Origin of the sequence: Micromonospora sp. C28ISP2-4 (assembly GCF_030519385.1) — a bacterium.
In the GTDB taxonomy this organism is placed as follows: domain Bacteria; phylum Actinomycetota; class Actinomycetes; order Mycobacteriales; family Micromonosporaceae; genus Micromonospora; species Micromonospora tulbaghiae.
In genome coordinates this window covers 555,857-581,852 of record NZ_JAUMKG010000003.1, presented here as the reverse complement: position 1 = coordinate 581,852, position 25,996 = coordinate 555,857, and the positions used below count along the sequence as shown (strand labels likewise).

Genomic DNA, 25,996 nt, shown 5'->3' with positions numbered 1-25,996 from the left:
CTCACCACGCCCTGAGCGCACGACCTCTTGCACGAATGGCTTTCAACAGGGTGTTGACAACATGCCATTCTTAGGTGTGGGATGGACGGCATGGTCACCGTGGACAACGACCCGTTCACCGCTCCGGATGCTGCCCAGGCCCGGGCCCACCGCAACTACGCGGCGCTGCTGCGGATCGCCGAGCGGCACGCCGGCACCAACTCCCGCCGCAGGCGTTATGCCCACCCCGACGTGCCCGACGCCTACGAGGCGGCCACGCTGGTGATGGCGCTCGCCGGTGGCGCCGAGCTGGACGAGGGTGAGGAGCCCGTCGACCAGGCCGACCTGATGGCCGCGCTGACGCTGATCCCGCACGTGCGGGCCGAGGTGGACGCGCTGGAGGCCGGCCTGTTGCAGGTGGCCCGCGGCCGGGGCATGACCTGGCAGGCGATCGCCTTCGGGCTGGGGCTGGGCAGCGCCCAGGCGGCCCGGCAGCGCTACGAGCGGCTCACCGTCCGCACCGGCACCGGCGACTGATTCAGCACACCGGCGGCCGGGCGACGCGGGCTGTCACAGCGGCGGGCGAGACTGTGCCGGACGACGGCACGGGAGGACGCGATGACGCGCGAGGAGATGCTGGCCTACTGCCTGGCCAAGCCGGGAGCCTGGCTCGACCGGCCGTGGGAGGGCGACGAGGTGGTGAAGGTGGGCAGCCGCATCTTCGCGTTCCTCGGCTCCCCGGAAGGTGAGGCGCGGCTCGGGGTGAAGTGCGGGCCATCCCGGGAGGTGGCCGACGAGTGGCTGCACCGGTTCCCCGACGACGCGCGCCCCTCCCCCTACATCGGCCGGTCGGGCTGGAACACGCTGCGGCTCTCCGGCGGCATCCCGGACGACGAGCTGATCGAGGCGGTCGACGGTTCGTACGACGCGGTGGTGGCCAAGCTCCCCAAACGCGAGCGCCCCACAAGCTGACCGGGAACGCGTCCGGCGGTCCGGGGCAGGCGGACGCCTGCCCCGGATCAGCCGCAGGTCAGCGGGGGACGACCCGCTCGGCGGCCCACTCCCGCCAGCCGGTCAGCTTGTCCGCCGCGGCGGCGAGTTGGTCGGCGACCGGGCCGGGGCCGGTGGAGCCGGGCGTGATGCGGGCGGCCAGCGCCGAGCGCACCGACAGCACGTCGCGCACCGACGGGTCCAGGTGCTCGCTCACCGCGGCCAGGTCGGCGTCGGACACCTCGTCCAGTGCGCAGTCGCGGGCCGCGCAGAGCGCCACCAGCTTGCCGGTGATCTCGTGCGCGTCGCGGAACGGCACGTTGCGCCGGACCAGCCAGTCGGCGACCTCGGTGGCCAGCGAGAAGCCCGACGGCGCGCTGGCCACGAGCCGGTCCACCCGGACCGTCATCGTGGAGATCATCCCGGCCAGCGCGGGCAGCAGCAGCTCCAGCGTGTCGACCGCGTCGAACGCCGGCTCCTTGTCCTCCTGCATGTCCCGGTCGTACGTCATGGGCAGGCCCTTGAGCATGGTCAGCACGCTCATCAGGCCGCCCACCAGCCGGCCGGACTTGCCCCGGGCCAGCTCGGCGATGTCCGCGTTCTTCTTCTGCGGCATGATCGACGAGCCGGTGGCGAAGGCGTCGTCCAGCTCGACCCAGCCGAACTCCTGCGACGTCCAGAGCACCACCTCCTCGCCGAGGCGGGACAGGTGCACGCCGATCATGGCGGTGACGAACAGGAACTCGGCCACGAAGTCGCGGTCCGCGACCGCGTCCATGGAGTTGGCGAACGAGGTGCGGAAACCCAGCTCCTTGGCGACCGCCACCGGGTCCAGCGGCAGCCCCGAGCCGGCCAGCGCACCCGCGCCGAGCGGGCTGATCGCGGTCCGCTCGTCCCAGTCGCGCATCCGTTCCAGGTCGCGCAGCAGCGGCTGCACGTGGGCCAGCAGCCAGTGCCCGAACGTCACCGGCTGGGCGTGCTGCAGGTGGGTCATGCCCGGCGCGGCGGTGTCCACGTGCCGCTCCGCCTGCTCCACCAGGGCCTCGGCCAGCTCGACCAGCCGGGCCGCCACGCCGCGGGCGTGGTCACGCAGGTAGAGCCGCAGGTCGGTGGCGACCTGGTCGTTGCGGGACCGGCCGGCGCGCAGCTTGCCGCCGAGGCTGCCGAGACGTTCCAGCAGGCCGCGCTCCAGCGCGGTGTGCACGTCCTCGTCGTCCACTGTCGGCCGGAACGCGCCGGAGGCGCACGCCGCCTCCAGGTCGTCCAGCGCGGCCAGCATCCGGCCCAGTTCGTCCGGGTCGAGCAGGCCGGCGCCGGCGAGGACCCGGGCGTGCGCGCGGGAACCGGCGATGTCGTACGGGGCGAGGCGCCAGTCGAACTGGACGCTCACCGACAGCCGCGCGAGCGCCTCGGCGGGACCGCCGGCGAACCGGCCACCCCAGAGGCTCGTCCGGTTGGCGGGGGCGCTGTTCTCGGTCAGGCTCTTGTCGTCCACCCCACCCATTGTGGTGCCCCCCATCAGGCCCCTCCCATCCGGGCGTCCCGTTGCGCGGCCATCTTGCTGGGCAGTCCCCACAGTTGTACGAATCCCTTCGCCAGCGACTGGTCGAACGTGTCGCCGGTGTCGTAGGTGGCGAGGCCGAAGTCGTAGAGGCTCGCCTCGGAACGCCGGCCGGTCACCACGGCCCGGCCGCCGTGCAGGCGCAGCCGTACCTCGCCGGTGACGTGCCGTTGGGCGTCGTCGATGAACGCGTCCAGCGACCGCTTCAGCGGCGAGAACCAGAGCCCGTCGTAGACGAGTTCGCCCCAGCGCTGGTCGACGCCGCGCTTGAACCGGGCCAGGTCCCGCTCGACTGTCACCGCCTCCAGTTCCTGGTGGGCGGTGATCAGGGCGAGCGCGCCGGGCGCCTCGTACACCTCGCGGCTCTTGATGCCGACCAGCCGGTCCTCGACCATGTCGAGCCGGCCCACGCCGTGCGCCCCGGCCCGCCGGTTCAGCTCCCGGATCGCCTGGTACGGGGTGACCGTCTCGCCGTCGATGGCGACCGGGACGCCACCGTCGAACGTGATCACCACGTCGTCCGGGTCGCGTTCCAGGGCCGGGTCCTCGGTGTACGCGTAGAGGTCCTCGACCGGGGCGTTCCAGATGTCCTCCAGGAAACCGGTCTCCACGGCCCGGCCCCACAGGTTCTGGTCGATCGAGTACGGCGACTTCGCCGACACGTCGATCGGCAGCCCCTTCTCCTCGGCGAACGCGATCGCCTTGTCCCGGGTCCAGGCGAAGTCGCGGGCCGGGGCGACGACCTTCAGGTCGGGCGCGAGCGCGGCCAGGCCGACCTCGAACCGGACCTGGTCGTTGCCCTTGCCGGTGCAGCCGTGCGACACGATCGTGCCGCCGTGGGCGCGCGCCGCCGCGACCAGGTGCTTGACGATCAGCGGCCGGGACAGCGCGGACACCAGCGGATAGCGGTCCATGTAGAGGGCGTTGGCCCGGATCGCCGGCAGGCAGTAGTCGGCGGCGAACTCGTCGCGGGCGTCGACCACCTCGGACTCGACGGCGCCGCAGTCGAGCGCGCGCTGCCGGATCACGGCCATGTCCTCGCCGCCCTGGCCGACGTCGACGGCGACCGCGATGACCTCCGCGCCGGTCCGCTCGGCCAGGTACGGGATGGCGACCGAGGTGTCCAGGCCCCCGGAGTACGCCAGTACGACCCGCTCGGTCACGACGTGCCCCCTTCGAACGTGTCGTCGCGGCGGGCCCAGGCGGCGAGCCGCTCGCCCAGCGCGGCGCCGCCGTCGGCCTCACGGGCCACGACGAGGATGGTGTCGTCGCCGGCGATGGTGCCGACGATCTCGGACAGGCCCGCCCGGTCCAGCGCGCTGGCCAGGTACTGGGCGGCGCCCGGCGGGGTGCGCAGCACCGCGATGTTGCCGCTGGAGTCGACGCCGTTGAGCAGCTCACGCAGCAGCCGGACCAGCCGGGCCGGCGCGCCCTCGGCGTCGCGCAGCGGCCGGTGCCCGTCCTCCGGGATCAGGTAGACGCCCCGCCCGTCGCCGCCCCGCGCGGTCACCGCCCCCAGTTCCTTCAGGTCCCGCGACAGCGTGGCCTGGGTGACCTGGATGCCGTCCCCGGCGAGCAGGTCGGCCAGCTCGGTCTGCGAGTGGATGGGGGTGTCGCGGATCAGCTCGACGATGCGGGCGTGCCGCGCGGCGCGGGTCAGCGGAGCGGTCATGCGGATTCCTCCAGGAGAAACGTCAGCAGCGCCTTCTGGGCGTGCAGCCGATTCTCCGCCTGGTCGAACACCGCGCTGTGCGGGCCGTCGAGCGCCTCGTCGGTGATCTCCTCGCCCCGGTGGGCGGGCAGGCAGTGCAGCACGATCACGTCGGCGTCGGCGTGGCCGAGCAGCTCCGCGTTGACCTGGTACGGCAGGAACGGGGTGATCCGGTCCAGCCCGTCGTCCTCCTGCCCCATCGACGTCCAGGTGTCGGTGGCGATCACGTGCGCGCCGCGTACCGCCTCGGCCGGGTCGGTGAGCACCTGGACCGACCCGCCGGTGGTGGCGGCGATCTTCTCGGCGCGGGCCACGATCTCCGGGTCCGGCTGGAACCCGGACGGGCCGGCGATCCGCACGTGCATCCCGGCGGTCGCCCCGGCCAGCAGGTACGAGTGGGCCATGTTGTTCGCCGCGTCGCCCACGTACGTGAGGATCCGCCCGGCGGTGCCGCCGAAGCGTTCCCGCACGGTGAGCAGGTCGGCCAGCATCTGGCAGGGGTGGTACGTATCGGTGAGCGCGTTGACGACGGGCACCGTGGCGTGCTCGGCGACCTCGGCGATCCGGTCGTCGCCGTGGGTGCGCAGCACGATCGCGGCGACGTAGCGGGACAACACGCGGCCGGCGTCGGCCAGCGTCTCGCCCCGGCCGAAGTGGGTGACCTGGGTGTCCACCACGAGCGGGTGCCCGCCCAGCTCGGCGATGCCCACGTCGAACGAGATCCGGGTGCGCAGGCTCTGCTTGTCGAACAGCACCGCCACCGACTTCGGCCCGGCCAGCGGCTGGTGGCCGTACCTGTCGGTCTTCATCCGGGCGGCGAGGTCGAGCACGGCGGCCTGCTCGGCGGGCGTGAGGTCGTCGTCGCGCAGGAAGTGGCGGATCATGCGGGAGCCTCCGTCGGAGTCGTAGCGGCGGTGTCGGCGGTCGCGGCGATGCCGGCCGGCGCCGCGGCGTCGGTGGAAGTGGCCGGCGCGGCGGCGGACAGCGCGGCCGGCAGCGCGGCGAGGAACGCGTCCGCCTGGGCAGCGGTGAGGATCAGCGGCGGGGCGAGCCGGACCACGTCCGGCTGCACCGGGTTGACCAGGAAGCCCACCTCCCGCAGCGCGGCCGCGGTCGCGGCCGAGACCGGCTGGTCGAGCACGATGCCGAGCAGCAGGCCGGCGCCGCGCACCTCGCGGACCAGCGGGTGCCCGAGCGCCTCGACGCCGCGCCGCAACCGCTCGCCGACGCGCTTGACGTGGTCGAGCAGGCCCTCGTGCGCGATCGTGGAGACGACAGCGAGCGCGGCGGCGCAACTGATCGGGTTGCCGCCGAACGTGGTGCCGTGCGAGCCCGGGGTGAGCAGCTCAGCGGCCCGCCCGAAGGCCAGGCAGGCGCCCAGCGGCAGCCCGCCGCCGAGGCCCTTGGCCAGCGTGATCACGTCCGGCTCGACGCCCTCGGCCTGGTGGGCGAACCAGTGGCCGGTCCGGCCGATGCCGGTCTGCACCTCGTCGAGCACCAGCAGCGCGCCGTGCGCGGCGGTGATCCGCCGGGCCGCGGCCAGGTAGCCGGGCGGCGGGACGACCACGCCGTTCTCGCCCTGGATCGGCTCGATGATCAGCATGGCGGTGTCGTCGGTGACCGCCCCGGCCAGCGCGTCGGCGTCGCCGAACGGCACGTGTGTCACATCGCCGGGCAGCGGGCGGAACGGGTCGGCCTTGGCAGGCTGGCCGGTCAGCGCCAGCGCGCCCATGGTGCGTCCGTGGAAGCCGCCGTGGGTGGCGACCACGTGCCGGCGGCCGGTGAGCCGGGACAGCTTGAACGCGGCCTCGTTGGCCTCCGCGCCGGAGTTGGCGAAGAACACCCGGCCCGGACGGCCGGCCAGCGCCAGCAGCAGCTCGGCCAGTGCCACCGGCGGCTCGGCGACGAACAGGTTGGACACGTGCCCGAGCGTCGCGACCTGCTTGCTGACCGCCGCCACCACAGCCGGGTGGGCGTGGCCGAGCGCGTTGACGGCGATGCCGCCGAGCAGGTCGACGTACTCCCGGCCGGTCTCGTCGACCACGACGGCGCCGGAGCCGGAGACGAGCGCCAGTGGCGGCGTGCCGTAGTTGTCCATCATGGTGGCGTTCCACCGCTGCACGAGCGTGCTCATGACTCGATCACCATCGTTCCGAAGCCCTCCGACGTGAACACTTCCAGCAGCGTGGAGTGGGCGACCCGGCCGTCGACGACGTGCGCGGCCGGCACTCCCCCGCGCACGGCCCGTAGGCAGGCCTCCATTTTCGGGACCATGCCCGACTCCAGGGACGGCAGCAGCTTCGCCAGATCGTCCGCGGTGATCTCGCTGACCAGGCTGGACGTGTCCGGCCAGTCGGCGTACAGGCCGGGCACGTCGGTCAGCACGACCAGCTTGCGGGCGTCCAGCGCCACGGCGAGCGCGGCGGCGGCGGTGTCCGCGTTGAGGTTGTGCAGCACCCCGTCGGCGTCCGGCGCGACAGTCGAGATGACCGGGATCCGGCCCGCCTCGATCAGGTCGGTGACCGCCGAGACGTTCACCGACTCCACGTCGCCCACCTGGCCCACGTCCACCGGCTCCCCGTCCACGTACGCGGGACGGCGCACCGCAGTGAACAGGCCGGCGTCCTCACCGGAGAGGCCGACCGCGTACGGGCCGTGCGCGTTGATCAGCCCGACCAGTTCCCGGCCGACCTGACCGACGAGGACCATCCGGACCACGTCCATCGCCTCCGGCGTGGTGACCCGCAGGCCGCCCCGGAACTCGCTGGCGATGCCCAGGCGGCCGAGCATGGCGGAGATCTGCGGCCCGCCGCCGTGCACCACGACCGGCTTCAGGCCCGCGTAGCGTAGGAACACCATGTCGGCGGCGAACGCACGCTGGAGTTCCGGGTCGATCATGGCGTTGCCGCCGTACTTGACCACGACCGTGGCGCCGGAGAAACGGGCCAGCCAGGGCAGCGCCTCGATCAGCGTGGCGGCCTTGGCCTGGGCCCGGGTGAGGTCAGCGGAGAGGTTCATGTGGAGTAGGCCGAGTTCTCGTGGACGTACGCGTGCGACAGGTCGTTGGTCCAGATGGTGGCGGCGTCAGCGCCGGCGTGCAGGTCGATCCGGACGGTGACGCCACGGCCGGTGAGGTCCACCTTGGCGCGGTCCTCGGCGGCGGCGCCGCCCCGGCACACCCAGACGCCGTTGACCGCGACGTCCACGCCGTCCGGCTCGAACACGGCGGCTGTGGTGCCGACCGCGGCGAGGATCCGGCCCCAGTTCGGGTCGTTGCCGAACAGCGCGGTCTTCACCAGGTTGTTGCGGGCCACAGTGCGGCCCACCTCGACCGCGTCGTCCTCGCTCGCCGCGCCCACCACCTCGATCGCGACCTCCTTGGTCGCGCCCTCGGCATCGGCCAGGAGCTGCTGGGCCAGGTCGTGGCAGGCGGCGGTGACCGCGGCGGTCAGCTCGGCCTCGGTCGGCTCGATGCCGGAGGCCCCGCTGGCCAGCAGCAGCACCGTGTCATTGGTGGACATGCAGCCGTCGGAGTCGATCCGGTCGAACGTGATTCGGGTGGCGGCGCGCAGCGCGGCGTCCAGGACGTCCGGCCCGGCCACCGCGTCGGTGGTGAGCACGCAGAGCATGGTGGCCATGGCCGGTGCGAGCATGCCGGCACCCTTTGCCATGCCGCCGACGGTCCAGCCCGTACCCCGCGCCACTGTCGTCTTGGGCCGGGTGTCGGTGGTCATGATCGCCTCAGCCGCAGCCGGGCCGCCGTCGCGGGAGAGGCCGCGCACCGCCTCGCGTACGCCGGGAAGCAGTTTGTCCATCGGCAGCCGCTCGCCGATCAGGCCGGTCGAGCAGACGGCGACCTCGCCGGCGCCGACGATGAGCCGCGCGTTCGCCGCGGTGATCGCGGCGGCGGTGTGCTCGGCGGTGGCGTGGGTGTCCTGGAATCCGGCCGGGCCGGTGCAGGCGTTCGCGCCGCCGGAGTTGAGCACCACGGCGCGCACGACGCCGCCGTGCACGACCTGCTGGCTCCACAGCACCGGCGCGGCCTTGACCCGGTTGGCGGTGAAGACACCCGCCACACCGGCGTCCGGGCCGTCGTTGATCACGAGGGCGACGTCGGCGGCGCCGGAGGACTTCAGCCCGGCCGCGACACCTGCGGCGCGGAACCCACGGGGGACGGTGACGCTCACGGGGCCACTCCAAACACGGACAGACCGGTGGTCTCCGGGAGACCCACCATCAGGTTGGCGTTCTGCACGGCCTGACCGGCCGCGCCCTTGCCGAGGTTGTCGATAGCGCTGACCACGATCACCCGCCCCGAGTCGACGTCCACGGTCGCCTGGAGGTGGCAGGAGTTCGAGCCGGCGGTGGCCGCGGTGTGCGGCCACGCTCCCTCGGGCAGCACGTGCACGAACGGCGCGTCGGCGTACGCGGCGGTCAGCACCGCGCGCGGGTCGGCGTCGCCGGTGGGCACGGCGGTGACTGTGGCCAGGATGCCCCGGGGCATCGGCGCGAGCACCGGGGTGAAGGAGAGGCCGGTCGCGCCGGTGGCCTGCTTGATCTCCGGCACGTGCTGGTGCGCGCCCACCTTGTAGGGCGACAGGTCTCCCATCACCTCGCTGCCGAGCAGGTGGGCCTTGGCGGCCCGGCCCGCGCCGGAGGTGCCGGAGGCGGCGACCACCACCACGTCGTCGGGGCGTACCGCACCGGCGGCGATCAGCGGGGCGAGCGCCAGCGTGGTCGCCACCGCGTAGCAGCCGGTGCTGGCGACCCGCGTCGCGGCGGCGATCTCGGTACGCTGGCCGGGCAGCTCGGGCAGCCCGTAGGTCCAGGCGCCGGCGTGCTCCCCGCCGTAGTAGCGGGCCCAGGCGCCGGCGTCGCGCAGCCGGTGGTCCGCGCCGAGGTCGACCACCTTCACCGAATCGGGCAGCGCCGCGGCGAGCGCCGCGGACTGCCCGTGCGGCAGGGCCAGGAAGACCAGGTCCGCGTCGGCCAGGGTCGCCGGTTCGGTTGCGGCGAAGACCAGGTCGAGGCCGGCGAGGTGCGGGTGTACGGCGGTGACCGGCTGACCGGCCTGGCTGTGCGCGGTGGCGGCGATCAGCTCGAACTCGGGGTGACCGGCGAGCAGGCGCAGCAGTTCGCCCCCGGCGTAACCACTCGCCCCGGCCACAGCAACCCGAATGCCCATACCCACCTCCGCATGACTATGCAGAGAAGAGTACCGGTCGGGGCAGCGCCGCCGCAAGGTCATACGGCGCGTTGCATAGGCATGAGATGACGTTCACCCCGTTGCCCGCGCGGGCGGGCGTGTTAAAAGGGGCCCCCTCCTCTACCGGAGGCGTTAAGAGGGGGCCCCTCCTTTCATGCGCCGCGCAGGGTGGCGCCGAAGCGCTCGGCGGCTACCGCTACCGCCGCGTCGCGCGCGGCCACCGCCTCCTCGCCCGCGAGGGTCCGGTCCGGGGCGCGGAACGTCAGCTTGTACGCCAGCGACTTGCGTCCCTCGCCGAGCTGCTCGGAGGTGTAGACGTCGAACAGCCGGACGTCCTCCAGCAACGCGCCCGCACCCTCGACCAGCGCCGCCCGCACGTCGGCGGCCGGCACCGAGTCGTCCACCACCAGCGCCACGTCGATCAGGGCCGGCGGGAACGTGGAGATGGTCGGGCCGGCCGCCAGCGGGGCGGCGGGCAGCGCGTCCAGGTCCAGTTCCATGGCGCTGGTACGCCGGGGCAGCTCCAGCGCGGCCAGCACGGCCGGGTGCAGCTCACCGGCGTGGCCGACGACCACGTCGTCCACCACCAGTTCGGCGCAGCGGCCCGGGTGCCAGGGCGCCCGCTCCCCGGCCCGTACCGTCACCCGGTCGGCGGGGATCCCGGCGGCGTCGAGCACCGCCCGGCCCGCCTCGACCGCGTCCGCCCAGCCGGCCGTGCGGCCCGCGCCCCACCAGCCGGCCGGTTCGATCTCGCCGGTGAGCGCCACCGCGACGTGCCGGGGCTGGGCGGGCACCACCGCGTCGGCGGCGGCGAACTCCTCGTCGGTGGGCCGCCGGTCCACGCCCATCGCGGGCGGGGCGCCCGCTCCGGGACGCGGGTGGAAGACGGTGCCGATCTCGTAGATCGCCACGTCCCGCTGACCCCGGCCGACGTTGCGCTTGACGATGCCGAGCAGCGGGCCGAGCAGCGTGGTGCGCAGCAGTGGCTCCTCCTCCGACAGCGGGTTCGCCAGCCGTACCGCGGGGCGCCGCGGGTCGTCGGCGGGCAGGCCGAGCTGGTCGACCAGTTCCGGCGCGACGAACGGCTGCGCCAGCACCTCGACGTAGCCGCGCTCGGCGAGCGAGCGGGCGACGGCGCGGCGGCGCTGCTGCTGCCAGGTCAGGCCCCGGCCGGGCGGCGCGGTGGGCAGCACCGACGGCACGCGGTCGTAGCCGTCGAGGCGTACCACCTCCTCCACCAGGTCGGCCGGGTCGGTCAGGTCGGGCCGCCAGCTCGGCGGCGTCACGGTCAGCACCTCGCCACCGGCGGCCGTTCCGACAGTGCCCGGGTCCTCGGCGAGCCGGTCGGTGCCGCGCGTGACGGTGCAGCCGACCTGCTCCAGCAGCTCCACCACGCGGTCCGGCGAGTAGGTCACGCCGACCCGCCGCGACGGCAGGTCCACCGGCAGCGTCACCGGCGTACGCGGCGCGACGTGGTCGATGTCCAGCACCTCCTCGCCGGCGGTGCCGCCCGCCAGGTCGGTGAGCAGCCGGACCGCCTTCTCCAGCGCGACCAGCGGCAGCGCCGGGTCCACGCCCCGCTCCCACCGCTTCGCGGCCTCGCTGAACAGCTTGTGCCGCCGCGCGGTACGGCCGACCGTGGCCGGATCCCAGTGCGCCGCCTCGAACAGCACGTTCGTGGTGGAGGCGAGCACCTCGCTGGTCTCGCCGCCCATCACCGCGGCGAGCGAGATCGGGACGCCGGCGTCCTCGCCTGCGAGGGCGTTGGGCAGCCCAGCGTCGCAGATCACCAGGTCCTCGGCGGACAGCGTGCGGTTCACCCCGTCCAGCGTGGTCAGCTTCTCCCCCGCCTCGGCGCGGCGCACCACGAGCGTCCCGGCGATCCGGTCCGCGTCGAAGGCGTGCATCGGCTGGCCGAGTTCGAGCATCAGGTAGTTGGTGATGTCGACCGGCAGCGAGATGCTGCGTACGCCGGCCACTGTGAGCCGCTGCCGCATCCAGCCGGGCGTCTCGACTGTCGGGTCGACGCCGCGCACCATCCGCGCCGCGAACCGGTCGCAGCCGACAGTGTCGCGGACGTCCACCGGATACGCCGGCTCGGCTGTCGCGCCGGGCGCGGGCGCGTCGGCCGGGTCGCGGAACGGCACGCCGAGCGCGTGCGACAGCTCCCGGGCGATGCCGCGCACGCTCAGCGCGTACCCCCGGTCCGGGGTGATCTCCATCTCGACCACGACGTCGTCCAGGCCCACGACGGGCCGGGCGTCGTCGCCGGGCTGGGCCTTGACGTCCTCGGGCAGCACGACGATGCCCGAGTGGTCGTCGCCGAGCCCCAGCTCCTGCGCGGAGCAGATCATGCCGTGGGAGTTGCGCCCGTACGTCTTGCGCGCGCCGATCGCGAACCCGCCGGGCAGCACGCCGCCGGGGAGGATCACCACGACCTTGTCGCCCACGGCGAAGTTGCGCGCCCCGCAGACGATCTCCTGCGGCTCGCCGGTGCCGTTCGCGGCGCCGACGTCCACCCGGCAGAAGCGGATCGGCTTCTTGAAGCCGGTCAGCTCCTCGATCTCCAGGACCTCGCCGACTACCAGCGGGCCGGTGACCGACTCGCGCAGGTCCACGACGGACTCGACCTCGATGCCGAGGTCGACCAGCGCCTGCTCCAGGTCGCCGGTGGGCAGGTCGGCCGGCAGGTCCACGTACTCCCGCAGCCAACTGACAGAGACTCGCATGACTGTTAAACCACCGTTCCCGTAGCTCAGGCGCCGAACGCGCGGGTGAACCGCACGTCGCCCTCGGCCATGTCCCGCATGTCACTGACGCCGTGCCGGACCATCACGGTCCGGTCGATGCCCATGCCGAACGCGAATCCGGAGTAGACCTCCGGGTCGATGCCGCAGGCGCGCAGCACCCGCGGGTTGACCATGCCGCAGCCGCCCCACTCGACCCACTGCGGTCCGTCCCGGTGCTCCGGGAACCAGACGTCGAACTCCGCCGACGGCTCGGTGAACGGGAAGTAGTGCGGCCGCCAGCGCGTCTTCGCGCCCTCGCCGAACATGGCCCGCGCGAAGTGGTCGAGCGTGCCGCGCAGGTGCGCCATGGTGATGCCCTTGTCCACCACGAGGCCCTCGACCTGGTGGAAGACCGGGGCGTGGGTGGCGTCCAGCTCGTCGGTGCGGTAGACCCGGCCGGGCACCACCACGTAGATCGGCGGCTTGCGGCTGAGCATGGTGCGCGCCTGCACCGGCGACGTGTGGGTCCGGAGAACGAGGCCACTGCCTTCGGGTGCGATGTGGAACGTGTCCATCAGGCCGCGCGCCGGGTGGTCGGCCGGGATGTTCAGCGCGTCGAAGTTGGTCCACTCCAGCTCGACCTCGGGACCCTCGGCCACCTCGTAGCCCATGCCGATGAACAGGTCGCTGATCTGCTCCATCAGCACGCTCAGCGGGTGGCGGGCGCCGCGCGGCCGGCGGTCGTACGGCAGGGTCACGTCGACCCGCTCCTCGACCAGCACCCGCGCGGCCCGTTCCCGGTCCAGGATCTCCTGCCGGGCGGCGTACGCGGACTCGATCGCCCGGCGGGCCTCGTTGACCCGTTTGCCGGCGTCCGCCTTGGCGGCGGGCGGCAGCGCGCCGATCTCCCGGCGGGCCAGCGACACCGGGGACCGGTCACCGAGGTGCGCGGGGCGCAGCGCGGTGAGCGCGTCCGGGTCGGTGGCGTCGGCGAACGCCTTCTCGGCGTCGGCCACTGCTCCGGCCAGGGCGTCCGGGTCGAGCAGGGCGACCTGCTTCGGGTCGTACGGATCGTTGCGGTAGCTCATGGTGAACGGGCACTCCCTCACGGCGGCGCCGACCCTCGCGGGTGGCTAGGCGAGTCTACGGACGCGCGGCTTCGCCGCAGCCCGCCGGTGGGGAGTCGTGCAGGGGGAAGGTCAGGCCCGCCGCCCGCCGACACCGGCGGGCTGGCTAAACGAACGCCGTGGCGCGTTCATGACGAGGCGGACTCCCCTGCTGTGTCGTGCGTGGCCCTGGGGGCACGCTGTGCTCTGGCGGAAGAATACAGGCAGACGGCAGCCGCCGCAGCCAGGTTCAGGCTCTCCGCGCGCCCGTGCAGCGGCACCCGGACCCGGGCGTCGGCCGCGCCGGTCAGCTCCTCGGGCAGGCCGTGCGCCTCCGAGCCGAACAGCCACGCGGTAGGTGTGGCCAGCCGGCCCGCGTCGGCGAGGTCGTCCAGGTCGCTGTCGCCGTACCCGGTGGTGGCGAGGATCTCCAGGCCGGCGGCCCGCAGCGCCTCGACGGCCGCGAGCGGGTCGGCGGCGCGCACCACGTCGACGTGGAAGAGGCTGCCGGCGGAGGCCCGCACGCACTTGCCGTTGTAGGGGTCGACCGCCTCGCCCGCGAAGACCACGGCGCCCGCGCCCGCCGCGTCGGCGGTGCGCAGCACGGTGCCGGCGTTGCCCGGGTCGCGGATCCCGGCGAGCACCGCTACCAGTCGCGGTCCGCGCGCCAGCGCCTGCTCCAGGGGTACGTCGAGGTGCCGGCACACCGCCACCAGGCCCTGCGGCGCGACGGTCTCGGCCAGCGCCGCGAGCGCGTCGTCGGTCACCTCGGAGACCGGCACGTCGGCCCGGGCCGCGGCGGCCGCGAGGTCGGCGTACCTGTCGAGCGCCGCCGGGGTGCCGAACAGCTCGACCACGGTGCCGGCGCGGGCGAGCGCCTCCCGGACCGCCTGCGGCCCCTCGGCCAGGAACCGGCCGGCCTGGTCGCGGTCGCGGCGGCGCTGCAACCGGCGGGCCGCCACGACCCTCGGGGTACGCGGGGTGAACGGTCCGGGAACGGCGTCGAGGCGCCTCCCCTGCGACTGTGACTGCATGGGAGACGCCTCGATCTGCCGTACGGGGTGGGTCAGGCGGCCTGAGCCGCGGCGCCACCGGTGCCCTCGGCCGCCACGGCGGCGCGGGCCAGCTCGACGATCGCCGCGAACGCGGCGGCGTCGTTGACGGCCATGTCGGCCAGGATCTTCCGGTCGACCTCGATGCCGGCCAGGCGCAGGCCCTGGATCAGCCGGTTGTAGGTCAGGCCGTTGGCCCGGGCGCCGGCGTTGATCCGCTGGATCCAGAGCTGCCGGAAGTCGCCCTTGCGGTCGCGACGGTCCCGGTAGGAGTACTGCATCGAGTGCAGCACCTGCTCCTTGGCCTTGCGGTACAGCCGGGAGCGCTGACCGCGGTAGCCGCTCGCGGTCTCCAGCAGGGTACGACGCTTCTTCTGGGCGTTCACAGCCCGCTTGACGCGTGCCATCTCAACTCCTTCTTCGGTTCAGGTGGCGCGCGTCAGCGGCCGAGCAGCTTCTTGATGCGCTTGGTGTCGGCCTTGGCCAGCTCGACGGTGCCGGTCAGCCGACGGGTCTGGGTGCTGGGCTTCTTCTCCAGGTTGTGGCGAAGGCCGGCCTGCTGGGCAACGATCTTGCCCTTGCCGGTCACCTTGACCCGCTTGCCCATACCCGTGTGGCTCTTCATCTTCGGCATTGGAACGTCTTCTCCCCTGTTACTGGCCGCTGGTCTCAGCGGTCACGCCGGTCTCACCGGCTGCTGCGGTCTCGCCGGCCGCCGGGGTCTCGTCGGTCGCCGGGGCGCCCGAATCCTCCGCGGTCCGGTCGCGCGGTCCACCGCGGGACGCCGTGGCGGCGACCGCGGAGGCCTTGACGGCCCGGTGCGGAGCGAGAACCATGATCATGTTTCGGCCGTCCTGCTTCGGCGCGGCCTCGACGTATCCCAGTTCCGTGATCTCGGACTCGAGCCGGCGCAGGAGCCGGTAACCCAGCTCCGGGCGGCTCTGCTCCCGGCCGCGGAACATGATCGTCACCTTGACCTTGTCGCCGGCCTTGAGGAACCGCACCACGTGACCCTTCTTGGTCTCGTAGTCGTGCGGATCGATCTTCGGCCGGAGCTTCATCTCCTTGATGACGGTCTGCTGCTGGTTACGCCGCGCTTCGCGCGCCTTCAGTGCGCTCTCGTACTTGAACTTGCCGAAGTCCATGAGCTTGCACACCGGCGGGCGCGCCATCGGCGCAACCTCGACCAGGTCCAGGTCGACGTCCGCGGCCAGCTGCAGGGCGCGCTCCAGCGGGACGATGCCCACCTGTTCACCCTCAGGACCGACCAGTCGGACCTCACGTGCCCGGATCTGCTCGTTCACGCGTGGTTCGACGCTGATGGGGCCTCCTCGAGTCGAGTCTTCTACGGTGCCGACTCCGTGGGCCCCCGGGTGGGAGCCGACCCGGAAAGCAGAAGGCCCCGGCGTATGCCAGGGCCCACTCGACCGGTCGGCACGATCACAGGATCGCGCATCCGGCGTCGGGACGTGCCCGAAACCGGGGACCGGACCCGGCCACCGTGGCGGCGACTCGGGTGGGAGCGGGCGCTCCGCTTCTCGACCGCCCGCGCGTCAGGGACGGGGGCAGTCTGGTCGACTCCGCAACACTACACCCTCGGCCCAGGCCCGCCCAAACCGGGCTCGCTGGTCAGCGGGGTGCCGACTGGCCGGCGGACAGCGCCGCCAGGTGCGCCTGGTGCAGGCGGCGCAGCGCGCGGACCCCCTCGACGGCGCTCTCCTTGTCGGCGGCCTGCAGCGCGACCATCGGCAGCAGGTCGTCGTCGTGCAGCTCCAGGCTGGCCCACGGTGCGCCCCTGTCGAACCGGACACCGCGGACGACCTCCCACGGCAGCTCGTACGAGCTGAACACGTTGCGCACCCGTACGCCCCTGGCGTCGGCGACCACGCGGGGGCGGGTGAACAGCAGGAAGCCGAGCGCGCCGAAGACGCCCAGGCCGATCATGGCGAACTGGTCGCCGCGCTGGAACGTGCCGTAGCCGTTGCCGGTGTCGCCGGTCAGCGACGTCGCGACGAGGCTGAACACCACGATCAGCGTGACGGCCGAGGCCCAGCAGACGACCCGGACGCGGCGGGGTCGCACGGTCACCACGGAATCGCTCACCCGACCAGTCTGCCATCCGGTTCGCGCGCGCCTTCGGCCGCCACACGGTCCGGGCCGCGCCGGCGCAGCCCGGTGACCACCACGGCGAGCAGCGTGAGCAGGGCGCCGGCCAGCACCGGCAGCCGGACACCGGGGCCGCCGGGCAGCACCAGGTCCAGCAGCAGCGCACCGCCGAGCTGCCCGGCCACCAGCGCCAGACCGGTCCGCAGCACCCCGGCGGCGCGTACCCCGACCAGCAGTGAGAGCACGATGCCGACGCCGAGCAGGCCACCGACGTAGAGCCACCACTGGGTGGGCCAGCGGGGCTGGCTCGCGAGCGCTCCGGTGAGCGCGGCGACCGCGCCGATCACCACGGTGCTCACGGCGAAGTTGACGGCGAGGCCGGCGGCCGGGCCGACCGAGGCGGCGACCCGGCCGTTGAGCGCGGACTGCCCGGCGACCGCCAGCCCGCCCAGGACGCAGAGCAGCACCAGCCCGACCGCCAGGTCACCGATCGGACGGCCGAGCTGGGCGAGGGCGACAGCGCCGACGCCGAGCACGGCCCCGCCGACCCGGGGCACCGTGAGCGGCATCCGCCCGGTGGCGGCCAGCCCGGCCCGGTCCACCGCGAGGCCGCCGAGGCTGCCGCCGGCCACCTGGGCGATAGTGAACACCGCCACCCCGAGCACCGGCACCACCACCGGCGCGACCAGCACGATCACCGCGCCGCCCACCCCGCCGAGGTACGTCCACCAGGGCAGCCCGGAGCGGCGCAGCGCGGCCAGCCCGGCGCGCATCGACGGCAGCGCCACGATCCCGGCCAGCACCAGCAGGCAGCCGCCGAGGTTGTTGACCACCGCGCCGAGGACCGGGGCGCCGGTCCGCTCCCCCATCTCGGCGTTGACCACGCCCTGGGCGGCCGAGGCCACGCCGCCCAGGACGACAACGGCCAACGCGGCCGGGAGCGGCAGCGGTCTCACAGCCGGCAGGCGTGGATGTTGGTGACCAGGATCGCGCGGGCGCCCAGCTCGTACAGCTCGTCCATGATCCGGTGGACGTCGTCGCGGAGCACCATGGCCTGCACCGCGACCCAGCCCTCCCGGTGCAGCGGCGAGACGGTGGGCGACTCGATGCCGGGGGTCAGCGAGCTGGCCCGGTCGAGCAGGCCGGCCGGCACGTCGTAGGCGAGCATCACGTAGCGCCGGGCCACCAGGACGCCGTGCAGCCGGCGCTGCAGCTGCTCCTGCTGGGCGCCTCCGGGCGCGCCGGCGCGGCGGACCAGGACCGCCGAGGAGCGCAGCAGCGGCTCGCCGAAGACCACCAGGCCGGCCTGGCGCAGCGTCGCGCCGGTCTCCACCACGTCGGCGACCACGTCGGCCACGCCGAGGCGGATGGCGTTCTCCACCGCGCCGTCCAGCCGGATCACGTCGGCCTTGACACCCAGCTCGGCCAGGTGCCGCTCGACCAGACCGGGGTACGCGGTGGCGATGCGGTGCCCGCCGAGCTGCTGGACGGAGGCGACGTCGTCGGGCCGGGCGGCGAACCGGAACGTGGCCCGCCCGAAGTTGAGGTCGACGATCTCCTCGGCCGGCGCGCCGGAGTCGATCAGCAGGTCGCGGCCGGTGATGCCGACGTCCAGGTCACCGGAGCCGACGTAGGTGGCGATGTCCTTGGGGCGCAGGTAGAAGAACTCGATGTCGTTGACCTCGTCCCGGCAGACCAGGTCCTTCGGGTCGGTGCGCTGGCGGTAGCCCGCCTCGCGCAGCATCCCGGCGGCCGACTCGGCCAGGGCGCCCTTGTTGGGTACTGCGACACGCAGCATGGGAGTGCTCCTTCGTTCGATCGGATGATCAGCGGGGAGGGCACTCACAGATGTCGGTAGACGTCCTTCAGTTCCAGGCCGGTGGCGAGCATCAGCACCTGCGCCTGGTAGAGCAGCTGGGAGATCTCCTCGGCGGCCCGCTCCGGGCCCTCGTGCTCGGCGGCCATCCACGACTCGGCCGCCTCCTCGACGACCTTCTTGCCGATGAAGTGCACGCCCTTGGCGAGCGCCTCGACCGTGCCCGAGCCCGGGGTGCCGGCGGCGGCCTTGGCCTGCAGCTCGGCGAACAACTCCTCGAACGTCTTCACGGAAGGCGATTCTTCCAGCCGCTCCTGGTGACGGGCCGGGTGGGTCAGGCGAAGCCGACCCGGTGGGCGGACTGGGCGTCGAGGGCGCGGACGGCCAGCGCGGCGTCCAGCGCGGCAACCGTCGCCGACCAGCCCTTGTCCTCGGCCGAACCGGGCAGCCCGGCCCGGTCGCGGGCCTGCTCGATCGTGTCGACGGTGAGGACCCCGTGCGCCACCGGCTTGCCCTCGTCCAGCGCCACCCGGGTCAGCCCCTCCGTGACCGCCTTGCAGACGTAGTCGAAGTGCGCGGTCGCGCCGCGGACCACCACGCCGAGCGCGACGACCACGTCGAAGCGGCGGGCCATCGCCTGGGCCACCACCGGCAGCTCCACCGAGCCGGCCACCCGGGCCACCACGGCCCGCGCCCCGCACGCCTGCGCGGCGGCCACCGCCCGCTCGGTCATGTGGTCGGTCAGGTCGCCGTGCCACCGGGCGGCTACCACGCCGACCGTCATCCCGGCGGCGTCCACCGCGGTCACGCCCGGCTCACCGAAACCCGCCATCGCCCTACGCTCCGATCTCGTCACCGGCGACCGGGCGGCCCATCGGCGCCTCGGTCACCTCGTCCAGTCCGTCCAGCAGGTGACCCATCCGGTCCCGCTTGGTGCGCAGGTAGCGCACGTTCTCCGGGTTGGACCGCACGGGCAGCCCCTCCCGGCCGGTCACGGTGAGGCCGTACCCCTCCAGGCCGGCCCGCTTGGCCGGGTTGTTCGTCAGCAGCCGCATCGTCCGGACGCCGAGGTCGTAGAGGATCTGCGCGCCGGTGCCGTAGTCGCGGGCGTCGGCCGGCAGCCCCAGGTCGAGGTTCGCGTCCACGGTGTCGCGGCCCTGGTCCTGGAGCTGGTACGCCTGCAGCTTGTGCAGCAGGCCGATGCCCCGGCCCTCGTGCCCGCGCACGTAGAGGACAACGCCGCGTCCCTCCGCGGCGACCCGGGCCAGCGCGGCCTGCAACTGCGGCCCGCAGTCGCAGCGCAGCGAGCCGAACACGTCGCCGGTGAGGCACTCGGAGTGCACCCGCACCAGCACGTCCCGCCCGTCGCCGAGGTCGCCCATGACCAGCGCGACGTGCTCGGCCGGGTCGTGCTCGGCGCGGTAGCCGAGTGCCCGGAACACGCCGTACGGGGTGGGCATCCGCGCCTCGGCGGCCAGCTCGACCTGCTTCTCGGTACGCCGCCGGTAGGCGATCAGGTCCGCGATGGTGACCAGGGTCAGGCCGTGCTCGGCGCAGAACTTCTCCAGGTCCGGCAGGCGCATCATGGTGCCGTCGTCGTTGACCAGCTCGCAGAGCACCCCGGCCGGGCGCAGTCCGGCCAGCCGGGTCAGGTCCACCGCCGCCTCGGTGTGCCCGGGGCGGCGCAGCACCCCGCCGGCGCGGGCGCGCAGCGGCACCACGTGACCGGGCCGGGCCAGGTCGGTCGGGCCGGTCGCGGCGTCGGCGAGCAGCCGGATGGTGTGCGACCGGTCGGCGGCCGAGATGCCGGTGCTGACACCCTCCCGGGCGTCCACTGTCACCGTGTACGCGGTGCCGCGCCGGTCCTGGTTGGTGTGGTGCATCGGCGGCAGGTCCAGCCGGTCGCACTCGTCCTCGGTCAGCGGCACGCAGATGTAGCCGGAGGTGTAGCGGACCATGAACGCGACCAGCTCCGGCGTGGCCAGCTCGGCCGCGAAGATCAGGTCGCCCTCGTTCTCGCGGTCCTCGTCGTCGACCACTACCACCGGGCGCCCGGCGGCGATGTCCGCCACCGCCTGCTCGATCGAACCGAACGTGCTCATGCCACGGCCTCCGAGTACGTCGCCGGGATCGGGGCGGGCGCGGTCGCGACGGCCCGGGAGGTGCGCCACCAGCTGTACAGGCCGGCCGCGCAGAACGCGCCGTAGACCAGGTACATGGCGGCCGACGGGTAGAAGCCGCCGCGCAGCAGCAACGGAACGCCCACCGCGTCGACGGCGATCCAGATCAGCCAGAACTCCACCCAGCCGCGGGCCATGCCGTACGTGGCGAGCAGGCTGCCGACCAGGATCCAGGCATCAGGCAGCGGCCCCCACGACCCGAGCGCGGCGAGCGCCGGGTACGCGGCGGCGGTGCCGACGGCGGCTGCGACGAGCAGGCCGAGCCGCTCGCGCCAGGTGGCCCAGCGCGGCACCACGGCCGGCTCGTCCCCGGCACCGGCGCGCCGGTTGCGCGACCAGCGCCACCAGCCGTACACGCTGACGGCGAAGAAGAAGACCTGCCGGCCGGCCTGGCCGTAGAGGTCGTGCGCCTGCGGGGTGACGAACACGCCGCCGAGGAACACGGTGAGCAGCAGCGCGTTGCCGATCATGCCGACCGGCCAGGCCCAGACCACCCGGCGCAGCCCGAGCAGCGCCGAGGCGAGCCCGAAGACGTTGCCGACGATCTCCCGGCCCAGCACCGGCGAGCCGGCCACGTGCACCTGGGCGTCGAGCAGCCAGCCGAGCGGGCCCATCACCGCGCACCCCCCGCGCTCCGGTCGCCGAGCAGCCGCTCGACGTACTTGGCCAGCACGTCCACCTCCAGGTTGACCGGGTCGCCGATCCGCTTCGTGCCGAGCACGGTGAGCTTCAGCGTGGTCGGGATCAGCCCGACGGAGAACCAGTCGTCGCCGACCTCCGCCACGGTCAGCGACACGCCGTCGACGGTGATCGAGCCCTTCTCCACCACGTACCGGGCCAGCCCGTCCGGCAGCCGGAACCGCACCGTCTCCCACTGCGCCGCGGGCTCCCGGGCGACGATCTCGCCGACGCCGTCGACGTGGCCCTGCACCAGGTGCCCGCCGAGGCGGCTGTTGAGCGCGGCGGCCCGTTCCAGGTTGACCGGGTCGCCGGGGCGCAGCGCGCCGAGCGCGGTGCGGCGCAGCGTCTCGCCCATCACGTCGGCGGTGAACACGCCGCCGTCGACGTCGACCACCGTCAGACATACGCCGTTGACCGCGATCGAGTCGCCGTGCCGGGCGTCCGAGGTGACGAGCGGGCCGCGGATGGCGACCAGCGCGGAGTCGTCGCCGGTCTCGGTGCTCCGGACGATCTCGCCCAGTTCCTCGACGATGCCGGTGAACATGTCAGCCCTCCCTCTTCCGGGGCAGCGCGGTGATCCGCAGGTCGGGACCGACCCGCGTAACGTCGGTGATCTCCAGTTCGATGGCGTCGGCGATGGTGCTCACGCCGGCGCCGAGCAGCGCGGTCGGGCCGGCGCCGAGCAGCTTCGGCGCGACGTACCCGACGATCTTGTCGACCAGGCCGGCGGCGAGGAACGCGCCGGCCAGCGTCGGCCCGCCCTCCAGCAGCGCGGCCCGCACGCCGCGGTGGTGCAGCTCCGCGAGCAGCGCGGGCAGGTCGACCCGGCCGTCCGGGCCCGCGCCGACCTCCGCGGCGGTGGCGACCCACGTGCGGGCGGCGCCGTCGCGGACCCGGGCGTCGGCCGGGGTACGCCCCGAGCTGTCCACCACCACCCGCAGCGGCTGCCGGATGGCCAGCGTGCCGTCGCGCAGGTTGCGGGCGGTCAGCCGGGGGTCGTCGGTGAGCACGGTACCCACCCCGGCGAGCACCGCGTCGACGGTGCCGCGCAGCGCGTGCACGTCGATCCGGGCCGCCTCCGAGGTGATCCACATGCTGGTGCCGTCCGCCGCTGCGGAACGCCCGTCGAGCGTGGCCGCGTACTTCCAGATCACGTACGGCCAGCCGCGGCGCATCGAGGTGAGCCAGGCCACGTTGCCGGCCTCGGCCTCCTGCGCGCGTACCCCGAGAGCGACCTGGACCCCGGCGGCGCGCAGCGTGGCCGCGCCGCCCGAGGCGACCGGGTTGGGGTCGGGCACCGCGATCACCACGCGGGACACCCCGGCGGCGATGAGCGCGTGGCTGCACGGGCCGGTGCGGCCGGTGTGGTCGCAGGGCTCCAGGGTGACCACGGCGGTGCCGCCGCGGGCGCGCGTGCCGGCCTGTGCCAGCGCGACGATCTCCGCGTGCGGGCCGCCGGCGTACGCGTGGAAGCCCTCGCCGACTACCTCGCCGTCGGTGTCGAGCAGTACGCAGCCGACCACCGGGTTGGGGCTCGTGGCGCCGAGGCCGCGCGCGGCCAGTTCGATGGCACGACGCATCGCCTCGTCGACGGAGACGCTCGCCATGGCCGCCTGTCCTCCCGCTCGCCGGTCACGCGCGGGCGGTTCGGGAGCGGCGGCACGAAAGCCGCGGACACGCGGCGGCGGAGATCCCGGGGACGGCGACGCCGACCCCGGGGAGCCCACGCGGCGGCTGAGGGTGCTCAGCGGCCGGCAGGGGCCTCCCCCGTTCCGCGCGCTGTCTCCCATCCGGACTTTCTGGGGGCGGACGAGCCGCACCCCAACCGTCGGCCCCGGATTCTCACCAGGTCCACCGTCCGGCCGAAGCCGTCCGGGTCGCGGGCTTACCACGGTCGGACCGTGGATCACCGCCGGTTCGGAATTTCACCGAGCCCCGCCAGCGCGTGGTGGGTATACGGGAAGTCTTACACGTTCCGCCCGGGCGCGCGCCACAGAGGCGAGCTACCTCACAGGACCGCCTCAGGTGACGCCGCGCCGGCGGTCCACCGCCACGTACGAGCCGGGCTGGCTCTTGGCCACCGTCTTCATCTCCGAGGCCACCGCGATCGCCTCCAGCGGGTCGGTGAACCGCTTGCCGGAATCGGACAGCGACACGCCGATGGAGAGCGTGACGAGCGCGGCGCGGCGGATGTTGCCGCGCCGGTCCTTCAGCTCGACGAAGCCGCGTTCCCGGTCGGTCGGGTCGTAGAGCGCGTCCGCGGCCTTCTCGAAGTCGACGACGGCCCGGCTGGTCAGCGGCCGGACCTGACCGGGGGTGCAGACGATGACGAAGTCGTCGCCGCCGACGTGGCCGAGGAACGCCGGCGGCAGCCCGATCGACACCACCGCCCGGTGCAGGCTTCGGGCCAGTGCCGAGATGAACTCGTCGCCGCGCACGAAGCCGTACCGGTCGTTGACGCTCTTGAACCGGTCGATGTCGATGTAGCCGACGGCGTAGTCGACGCCGTTGCGTACCCGGTCACTGATCTCCCGCCGGATCCGGCTGTTGCCGGGCAGCCCGGTCAGCGGCGAGACCTCCCGGAACTCCTTGTTGCGCCGCAACGTGGAGTTGACCCGGGCCACCAGTTCCAGCGTGTCGAACGGCTTGACCAGGTAGTCGTCCGCGCCGACGCTGAGCCCATTGACCTTGTCCTGGGTCATCCCCTTGGCGGTGAGCATGATCACCGGCAGGGCCGATGTCATCGGGTCGGCGCGCAGCCGCCGGGTCAGTTCCAGCCCGTCGATGCGCGGCATCATCAGGTCGACCACCGCGAGGTCGGGCCGCTGCCGCTCGATGATCTCCAGCGCCTCCTGGCCGTCGGCGGCGTGCAGCACCTCGAAGCCGTGCAGGCGCAGGTTGAACTCGACGAAGCGGGCGATGTCCTCGTCGTCGTCGACGACGAGGATCACGTCGGGTCGCTCGCCGGCCGGGTCCATCTCAGGCCCCGGTCATCGCGCGTTCCGCCAGGCCCCGCAGGCGGCGTACCGCCTCCGCGGGATCGTCGGCGCCGTAGACGGCGGTGCCCGCGACGAACGCGTCGGCGCCGGCCGCGGCGGCCTGCTCGATGGTGTCCGCGGCGATGCCGCCGTCGACCTCGATGCGCAGCTCCAGGTGCCCGCTGTCGACGTGCCGGCGGGCCGCGCGCACCTTGTCCAGCAGCTGCGGCAGGAAACGCTGGCCGCCGAAGCCGGCCTTGATCGTCATGATCAGCAGCGTGTCGAAGCTCGGCAGCAGTTCCAGGTACGGCTCGATCGGGGTGTCCCGGTCGATCGCCAGCCCCGCCTTCGCCCCGGCCGAGCGCAGGTCCTTCGCCAGCGCCACCGGGTCGTCGCACGCCTCGGCGTGGAACGTGACGTTGTACGCCCCGGCGTCGGCGTACCCGGGCGCCCAGCGCCGCGGGTCGGTGATCATCAGGTGCACGTCGAACGGGATCCCGGTGACGGCGCGCAGGCTCTGCACCACCGGCAACCCGATGGTCAGGTTGGGCACGAAGTGGTTGTCCATGACGTCGACGTGCAGCCAGTCGGCGGCGGACTCCACGGCACGGACCTCGTCGGCGAGGCGGGCGAAATCGGCGGCCAGGATGCTCGGCGCGACGATCGGCGGCGGTACGGTCACCGGGCCAGTGTACGAACGCGGTGATCCGGAGGTCGCGGCACGCCTCCCGGAGTGACAGGTGGTGATGCCCCATTCACCCGTTGTGCACCGTCCGGCCGTCCGGAAAGAAAATCGGCACGAATAGTCGCCGGTGACTAGCCGATCGATTGAAAGATGACGAAACTCCTACAGGGACGGTCACGTATGCTGCACGCCCGGGCGCGGGGGACGCCGTCGGGCCTGTGGCGACCGGCTGTCATCTCTCCCGGAAGGGGCGGACGATGCGACGGTGGCTCCACGTGCTCGCGCTGGCCGGCGCCGCGACTGTGGTGCTCGCGGGATGCGTGCAGGCGCACCGGGCCGACGGCGACCTGATCGACGACTGGGGGGCGCTGCCGGTGCCGCAGTTGTTCGTCCCGGCGACCGAGGCGTGCCTGCCCCGCCTGAACACTGTGGTGGCCGCCGCCACGTACGAGACGGTGAACTGCGCGGGCAGCCACCTGGCCGAGACCGTGCACGTCGGCCGGTTCAGCGGGCCGGCGGCGCAGGGCGTACGCCCGGAACCGGGCTCACCGGCGCTGCGGACCGCCCGCGCCGAGTGCGACCAGCGGGCCCGCGAGATGATCGGCGGGGACTGGCACGCCGCCCGGCTGACCCTGAACATCGCGCTGCCCACCGTCACCGCCTGGACGTCCGGCGCCCGCTGGTTCCGCTGCGACCTGGCCGAGACCGACAGCATCGACAACACCCGCCCGGTCAACCGGGTCGGCAGCCTGCGGGGCGCGCTCGTCGGCGACAACCCGCTGGTACACAGGTGCTTCGACCCGAAGCTGATCGGCCAGAACCTCAACTACATGGCCCCGGTGCTGTGCACCGAACCGCACCGGGCCGAGTTCGTCGGCGTGTACGAGGAACGCGACATGAGCTGGGCGGAGTTCACCCGGGGCGCGCCCGCCACGCACCGGCGCTGCATGACGCTCATCGCCGCGTTCGCCGAGGTGCCGGACAACGCCGAGCTGCCGTACCGGGCCGGGTCCATCTTCTATCCGCCGTCGCAGCGGGAGTGGGAGGAGGGCGACCGGGGCGTGCGCTGTTTCCTGTGGAGTGACGACCGCAAGCTGAACCGCTCGGTGCGCGGCGCCGGGCCCGAGGGACTCCCGGTCACCTGAGCGGCTGCCGTATGCTGCACCGCCGAGGCGTACCGGTCGGCCGGGCGGCGCCGGATGCGCGGGGGAGGTCG

At 73.5% G+C, this 25,996-nt stretch carries 28 protein-coding genes and 1 riboswitch; of the genes, 3 read left to right on the top strand and 25 right to left on the bottom strand.

Features of this window, described 5'->3' with window-relative positions:
- The first annotated feature begins 90 nt into the window (after nucleotides 1–90).
- Together Q3W68_RS16000 and Q3W68_RS15995 are read left to right on the top strand one after the other, a co-directional pair.
- Nucleotides 91–516: a hypothetical protein gene (locus tag Q3W68_RS16000; protein WP_013285554.1), complete on the top strand. Its 426-nt coding sequence runs from the start codon at nucleotides 91–93 to the stop codon at nucleotides 514–516.
- A gap of 81 nt (nucleotides 517–597) precedes the next feature.
- Nucleotides 598–951: an MmcQ/YjbR family DNA-binding protein gene (locus Q3W68_RS15995; RefSeq protein ID WP_302906160.1), complete on the top strand. Its 354-nt coding sequence runs from the start codon at nucleotides 598–600 to the stop codon at nucleotides 949–951.
- A gap of 58 nt (nucleotides 952–1,009) precedes the next feature.
- On the opposite strand, the gene argH is transcribed toward Q3W68_RS15995, so the two are convergent.
- The 25 genes from argH to rpe all read right to left on the bottom strand — a co-directional run bounded on the left by argH (nucleotide 1,010) and on the right by rpe (nucleotide 24,777).
- Complete coding sequence (argH, locus tag Q3W68_RS15990; protein ID WP_030271078.1) at nucleotides 1,010–2,473, bottom strand: argininosuccinate lyase; 1,464 nt, start codon at nucleotides 2,471–2,473, stop codon at nucleotides 1,010–1,012.
- A gap of 14 nt (nucleotides 2,474–2,487) precedes the next feature.
- Nucleotides 2,488–3,693: an argininosuccinate synthase gene (locus tag Q3W68_RS15985; protein ID WP_302906159.1), complete on the bottom strand. Its 1,206-nt coding sequence runs from the start codon at nucleotides 3,691–3,693 to the stop codon at nucleotides 2,488–2,490.
- Nucleotides 3,690–4,202 carry an arginine repressor gene (locus tag Q3W68_RS15980; RefSeq protein WP_302906158.1) on the bottom strand — a complete coding sequence of 171 codons (513 nt, stop codon included), beginning with the start codon at nucleotides 4,200–4,202 and terminating at the stop codon, nucleotides 3,690–3,692. Before Q3W68_RS15980 ends, Q3W68_RS15985 begins: the two co-directional genes overlap by 4 nt.
- The gene (argF, locus tag Q3W68_RS15975; RefSeq protein ID WP_302906157.1) at nucleotides 4,199–5,125 is read right to left on the bottom strand and encodes an ornithine carbamoyltransferase; all 927 of its coding nucleotides are present in this window, start codon (nucleotides 5,123–5,125) and stop codon (nucleotides 4,199–4,201) included. Before argF ends, Q3W68_RS15980 begins: the two co-directional genes overlap by 4 nt.
- Nucleotides 5,122–6,375 carry an acetylornithine transaminase gene (locus tag Q3W68_RS15970; protein WP_302906156.1) on the bottom strand — a complete coding sequence of 418 codons (1,254 nt, stop codon included), beginning with the start codon at nucleotides 6,373–6,375 and terminating at the stop codon, nucleotides 5,122–5,124. Before Q3W68_RS15970 ends, argF begins: the two co-directional genes overlap by 4 nt.
- Nucleotides 6,372–7,259, bottom strand: coding sequence for an acetylglutamate kinase (gene argB / locus Q3W68_RS15965; protein ID WP_302906155.1), 888 nt, complete (start codon nucleotides 7,257–7,259; stop codon nucleotides 6,372–6,374). Before argB ends, Q3W68_RS15970 begins: the two co-directional genes overlap by 4 nt.
- The gene (gene argJ / locus Q3W68_RS15960) at nucleotides 7,256–8,428 is read right to left on the bottom strand and encodes a bifunctional glutamate N-acetyltransferase/amino-acid acetyltransferase ArgJ (RefSeq protein WP_302906154.1); all 1,173 of its coding nucleotides are present in this window, start codon (nucleotides 8,426–8,428) and stop codon (nucleotides 7,256–7,258) included. The genes argB and argJ overlap by 4 nt, the downstream gene beginning before the upstream one ends.
- Complete coding sequence (gene argC, locus Q3W68_RS15955) at nucleotides 8,425–9,426, bottom strand: N-acetyl-gamma-glutamyl-phosphate reductase (RefSeq protein ID WP_302906153.1); 1,002 nt, start codon at nucleotides 9,424–9,426, stop codon at nucleotides 8,425–8,427. Before argC ends, argJ begins: the two co-directional genes overlap by 4 nt.
- Before the next feature lie 173 nt (nucleotides 9,427–9,599).
- Nucleotides 9,600–12,176: a phenylalanine--tRNA ligase subunit beta gene (gene pheT / locus Q3W68_RS15950; RefSeq protein ID WP_302906152.1), complete on the bottom strand. Its 2,577-nt coding sequence runs from the start codon at nucleotides 12,174–12,176 to the stop codon at nucleotides 9,600–9,602.
- Nucleotides 12,177–12,202: 26 nt separating this feature from the next.
- Complete coding sequence (gene pheS, locus Q3W68_RS15945) at nucleotides 12,203–13,264, bottom strand: phenylalanine--tRNA ligase subunit alpha (RefSeq protein ID WP_302906204.1); 1,062 nt, start codon at nucleotides 13,262–13,264, stop codon at nucleotides 12,203–12,205.
- Between the two features lie 167 nt (nucleotides 13,265–13,431).
- Nucleotides 13,432–14,316, bottom strand: coding sequence for an RNA methyltransferase (locus Q3W68_RS15940; RefSeq protein WP_302906151.1), 885 nt, complete (start codon nucleotides 14,314–14,316; stop codon nucleotides 13,432–13,434).
- A gap of 32 nt (nucleotides 14,317–14,348) precedes the next feature.
- Complete coding sequence (rplT, locus tag Q3W68_RS15935; protein WP_013285541.1) at nucleotides 14,349–14,741, bottom strand: 50S ribosomal protein L20; 393 nt, start codon at nucleotides 14,739–14,741, stop codon at nucleotides 14,349–14,351.
- A 32-nt stretch (nucleotides 14,742–14,773) separates the two neighbouring features.
- The gene (gene rpmI, locus Q3W68_RS15930; RefSeq protein WP_007075851.1) at nucleotides 14,774–14,968 is read right to left on the bottom strand and encodes a 50S ribosomal protein L35; all 195 of its coding nucleotides are present in this window, start codon (nucleotides 14,966–14,968) and stop codon (nucleotides 14,774–14,776) included.
- A gap of 19 nt (nucleotides 14,969–14,987) precedes the next feature.
- On the bottom strand, nucleotides 14,988–15,638 hold the full coding sequence (gene infC, locus Q3W68_RS15925) for a translation initiation factor IF-3 (protein WP_302906150.1): 651 nt from the start codon (nucleotides 15,636–15,638) through the stop codon (nucleotides 14,988–14,990).
- A 325-nt stretch (nucleotides 15,639–15,963) separates the two neighbouring features.
- Nucleotides 15,964–16,437 carry a PH domain-containing protein gene (locus Q3W68_RS15920; RefSeq protein ID WP_302906149.1) on the bottom strand — a complete coding sequence of 158 codons (474 nt, stop codon included), beginning with the start codon at nucleotides 16,435–16,437 and terminating at the stop codon, nucleotides 15,964–15,966.
- Nucleotides 16,434–17,396: a DMT family transporter gene (locus Q3W68_RS15915; protein WP_302906148.1), complete on the bottom strand. Its 963-nt coding sequence runs from the start codon at nucleotides 17,394–17,396 to the stop codon at nucleotides 16,434–16,436. The genes Q3W68_RS15920 and Q3W68_RS15915 overlap by 4 nt, the downstream gene beginning before the upstream one ends.
- Nucleotides 17,393–18,238 carry an ATP phosphoribosyltransferase gene (gene hisG, locus Q3W68_RS15910; protein WP_302906147.1) on the bottom strand — a complete coding sequence of 282 codons (846 nt, stop codon included), beginning with the start codon at nucleotides 18,236–18,238 and terminating at the stop codon, nucleotides 17,393–17,395. Before hisG ends, Q3W68_RS15915 begins: the two co-directional genes overlap by 4 nt.
- 44 nt (nucleotides 18,239–18,282) lie before the next feature.
- Nucleotides 18,283–18,564, bottom strand: a complete 282-nt coding sequence (locus Q3W68_RS15905; protein WP_198039659.1) for a phosphoribosyl-ATP diphosphatase — start codon at nucleotides 18,562–18,564, stop codon at nucleotides 18,283–18,285.
- A gap of 26 nt (nucleotides 18,565–18,590) precedes the next feature.
- Entirely contained in the window at nucleotides 18,591–19,088 is a 498-nt protein-coding gene (gene ribH / locus Q3W68_RS15900; RefSeq protein WP_302906146.1) for a 6,7-dimethyl-8-ribityllumazine synthase, read from the bottom strand.
- 4 nt (nucleotides 19,089–19,092) lie between these two features.
- Complete coding sequence (locus tag Q3W68_RS15895; protein WP_120573848.1) at nucleotides 19,093–20,358, bottom strand: bifunctional 3,4-dihydroxy-2-butanone-4-phosphate synthase/GTP cyclohydrolase II; 1,266 nt, start codon at nucleotides 20,356–20,358, stop codon at nucleotides 19,093–19,095.
- Entirely contained in the window at nucleotides 20,355–21,050 is a 696-nt protein-coding gene (gene pnuC / locus Q3W68_RS15890; protein ID WP_302906145.1) for a nicotinamide riboside transporter PnuC, read from the bottom strand. Before pnuC ends, Q3W68_RS15895 begins: the two co-directional genes overlap by 4 nt.
- Nucleotides 21,050–21,661 (bottom strand): riboflavin synthase, encoded by a 612-nt coding sequence (locus tag Q3W68_RS15885; RefSeq protein WP_302906144.1) that lies wholly within the window; start codon nucleotides 21,659–21,661, stop codon nucleotides 21,050–21,052. The genes pnuC and Q3W68_RS15885 overlap by 1 nt, the downstream gene beginning before the upstream one ends.
- Before the next feature lies 1 nt (nucleotide 21,662).
- The gene (ribD, locus tag Q3W68_RS15880) at nucleotides 21,663–22,724 is read right to left on the bottom strand and encodes a bifunctional diaminohydroxyphosphoribosylaminopyrimidine deaminase/5-amino-6-(5-phosphoribosylamino)uracil reductase RibD (RefSeq protein WP_302906143.1); all 1,062 of its coding nucleotides are present in this window, start codon (nucleotides 22,722–22,724) and stop codon (nucleotides 21,663–21,665) included.
- Nucleotides 22,725–22,891: 167 nt separating this feature from the next.
- Nucleotides 22,892–23,064: riboswitch (FMN riboswitch) on the bottom strand.
- 74 nt (nucleotides 23,065–23,138) lie between these two features.
- Nucleotides 23,139–24,095 carry a response regulator gene (locus Q3W68_RS15875; protein ID WP_302906142.1) on the bottom strand — a complete coding sequence of 319 codons (957 nt, stop codon included), beginning with the start codon at nucleotides 24,093–24,095 and terminating at the stop codon, nucleotides 23,139–23,141.
- Between the two features lies 1 nt (nucleotide 24,096).
- Nucleotides 24,097–24,777: a ribulose-phosphate 3-epimerase gene (gene rpe, locus Q3W68_RS15870; RefSeq protein WP_030502483.1), complete on the bottom strand. Its 681-nt coding sequence runs from the start codon at nucleotides 24,775–24,777 to the stop codon at nucleotides 24,097–24,099.
- Nucleotides 24,778–25,037: 260 nt separating this feature from the next.
- On the opposite strand from rpe, the gene Q3W68_RS15865 reads away from it, so the two are divergent.
- Entirely contained in the window at nucleotides 25,038–25,925 is an 888-nt protein-coding gene (locus Q3W68_RS15865; protein ID WP_302906141.1) for a septum formation family protein, read from the top strand.
- The last annotated feature ends 71 nt before the right edge of the window (nucleotides 25,926–25,996 follow it).

Bases quoted from the DNA above. Each gene is read 5' to 3' on its own strand.
- Q3W68_RS16000 (WP_013285554.1), top strand. From the start codon at position 91: ATGGTCACCGTGGACAACGACCCGTTCACCGCTCCGGATGCTGCCCAG.
- Q3W68_RS15995 (WP_302906160.1), top strand. From the start codon at position 598: ATGACGCGCGAGGAGATGCTGGCCTACTGCCTGGCCAAGCCGGGAGCC.
- argH (WP_030271078.1), bottom strand. From the start codon at position 2,473: ATGGGTGGGGTGGACGACAAGAGCCTGACCGAGAACAGCGCCCCCGCC.
- Q3W68_RS15980 (WP_302906158.1), bottom strand. From the start codon at position 4,202: ATGACCGCTCCGCTGACCCGCGCCGCGCGGCACGCCCGCATCGTCGAG.
- argF (WP_302906157.1), bottom strand. From the start codon at position 5,125: ATGATCCGCCACTTCCTGCGCGACGACGACCTCACGCCCGCCGAGCAG.
- Q3W68_RS15970 (WP_302906156.1), bottom strand. From the start codon at position 6,375: ATGAGCACGCTCGTGCAGCGGTGGAACGCCACCATGATGGACAACTAC.
- argB (WP_302906155.1), bottom strand. From the start codon at position 7,259: ATGAACCTCTCCGCTGACCTCACCCGGGCCCAGGCCAAGGCCGCCACG.
- argC (WP_302906153.1), bottom strand. From the start codon at position 9,426: ATGGGCATTCGGGTTGCTGTGGCCGGGGCGAGTGGTTACGCCGGGGGC.
- pheT (WP_302906152.1), bottom strand. From the start codon at position 12,176: ATGCGAGTCTCTGTCAGTTGGCTGCGGGAGTACGTGGACCTGCCGGCC.
- pheS (WP_302906204.1), bottom strand. From the start codon at position 13,264: ATGAGCTACCGCAACGATCCGTACGACCCGAAGCAGGTCGCCCTGCTC.
- Q3W68_RS15940 (WP_302906151.1), bottom strand. From the start codon at position 14,316: ATGCAGTCACAGTCGCAGGGGAGGCGCCTCGACGCCGTTCCCGGACCG.
- rplT (WP_013285541.1), bottom strand. From the start codon at position 14,741: ATGGCACGCGTCAAGCGGGCTGTGAACGCCCAGAAGAAGCGTCGTACC.
- rpmI (WP_007075851.1), bottom strand. From the start codon at position 14,968: ATGCCGAAGATGAAGAGCCACACGGGTATGGGCAAGCGGGTCAAGGTG.
- hisG (WP_302906147.1), bottom strand. From the start codon at position 18,238: ATGCTGCGTGTCGCAGTACCCAACAAGGGCGCCCTGGCCGAGTCGGCC.
- ribH (WP_302906146.1), bottom strand. From the start codon at position 19,088: ATGGCGGGTTTCGGTGAGCCGGGCGTGACCGCGGTGGACGCCGCCGGG.
- Q3W68_RS15895 (WP_120573848.1), bottom strand. From the start codon at position 20,358: ATGAGCACGTTCGGTTCGATCGAGCAGGCGGTGGCGGACATCGCCGCC.
- pnuC (WP_302906145.1), bottom strand. From the start codon at position 21,050: ATGGGCCCGCTCGGCTGGCTGCTCGACGCCCAGGTGCACGTGGCCGGC.
- Q3W68_RS15885 (WP_302906144.1), bottom strand. From the start codon at position 21,661: ATGTTCACCGGCATCGTCGAGGAACTGGGCGAGATCGTCCGGAGCACC.
- ribD (WP_302906143.1), bottom strand. From the start codon at position 22,724: ATGGCGAGCGTCTCCGTCGACGAGGCGATGCGTCGTGCCATCGAACTG.
- Q3W68_RS15875 (WP_302906142.1), bottom strand. From the start codon at position 24,095: ATGGACCCGGCCGGCGAGCGACCCGACGTGATCCTCGTCGTCGACGAC.
- Q3W68_RS15865 (WP_302906141.1), top strand. From the start codon at position 25,038: ATGCGACGGTGGCTCCACGTGCTCGCGCTGGCCGGCGCCGCGACTGTG.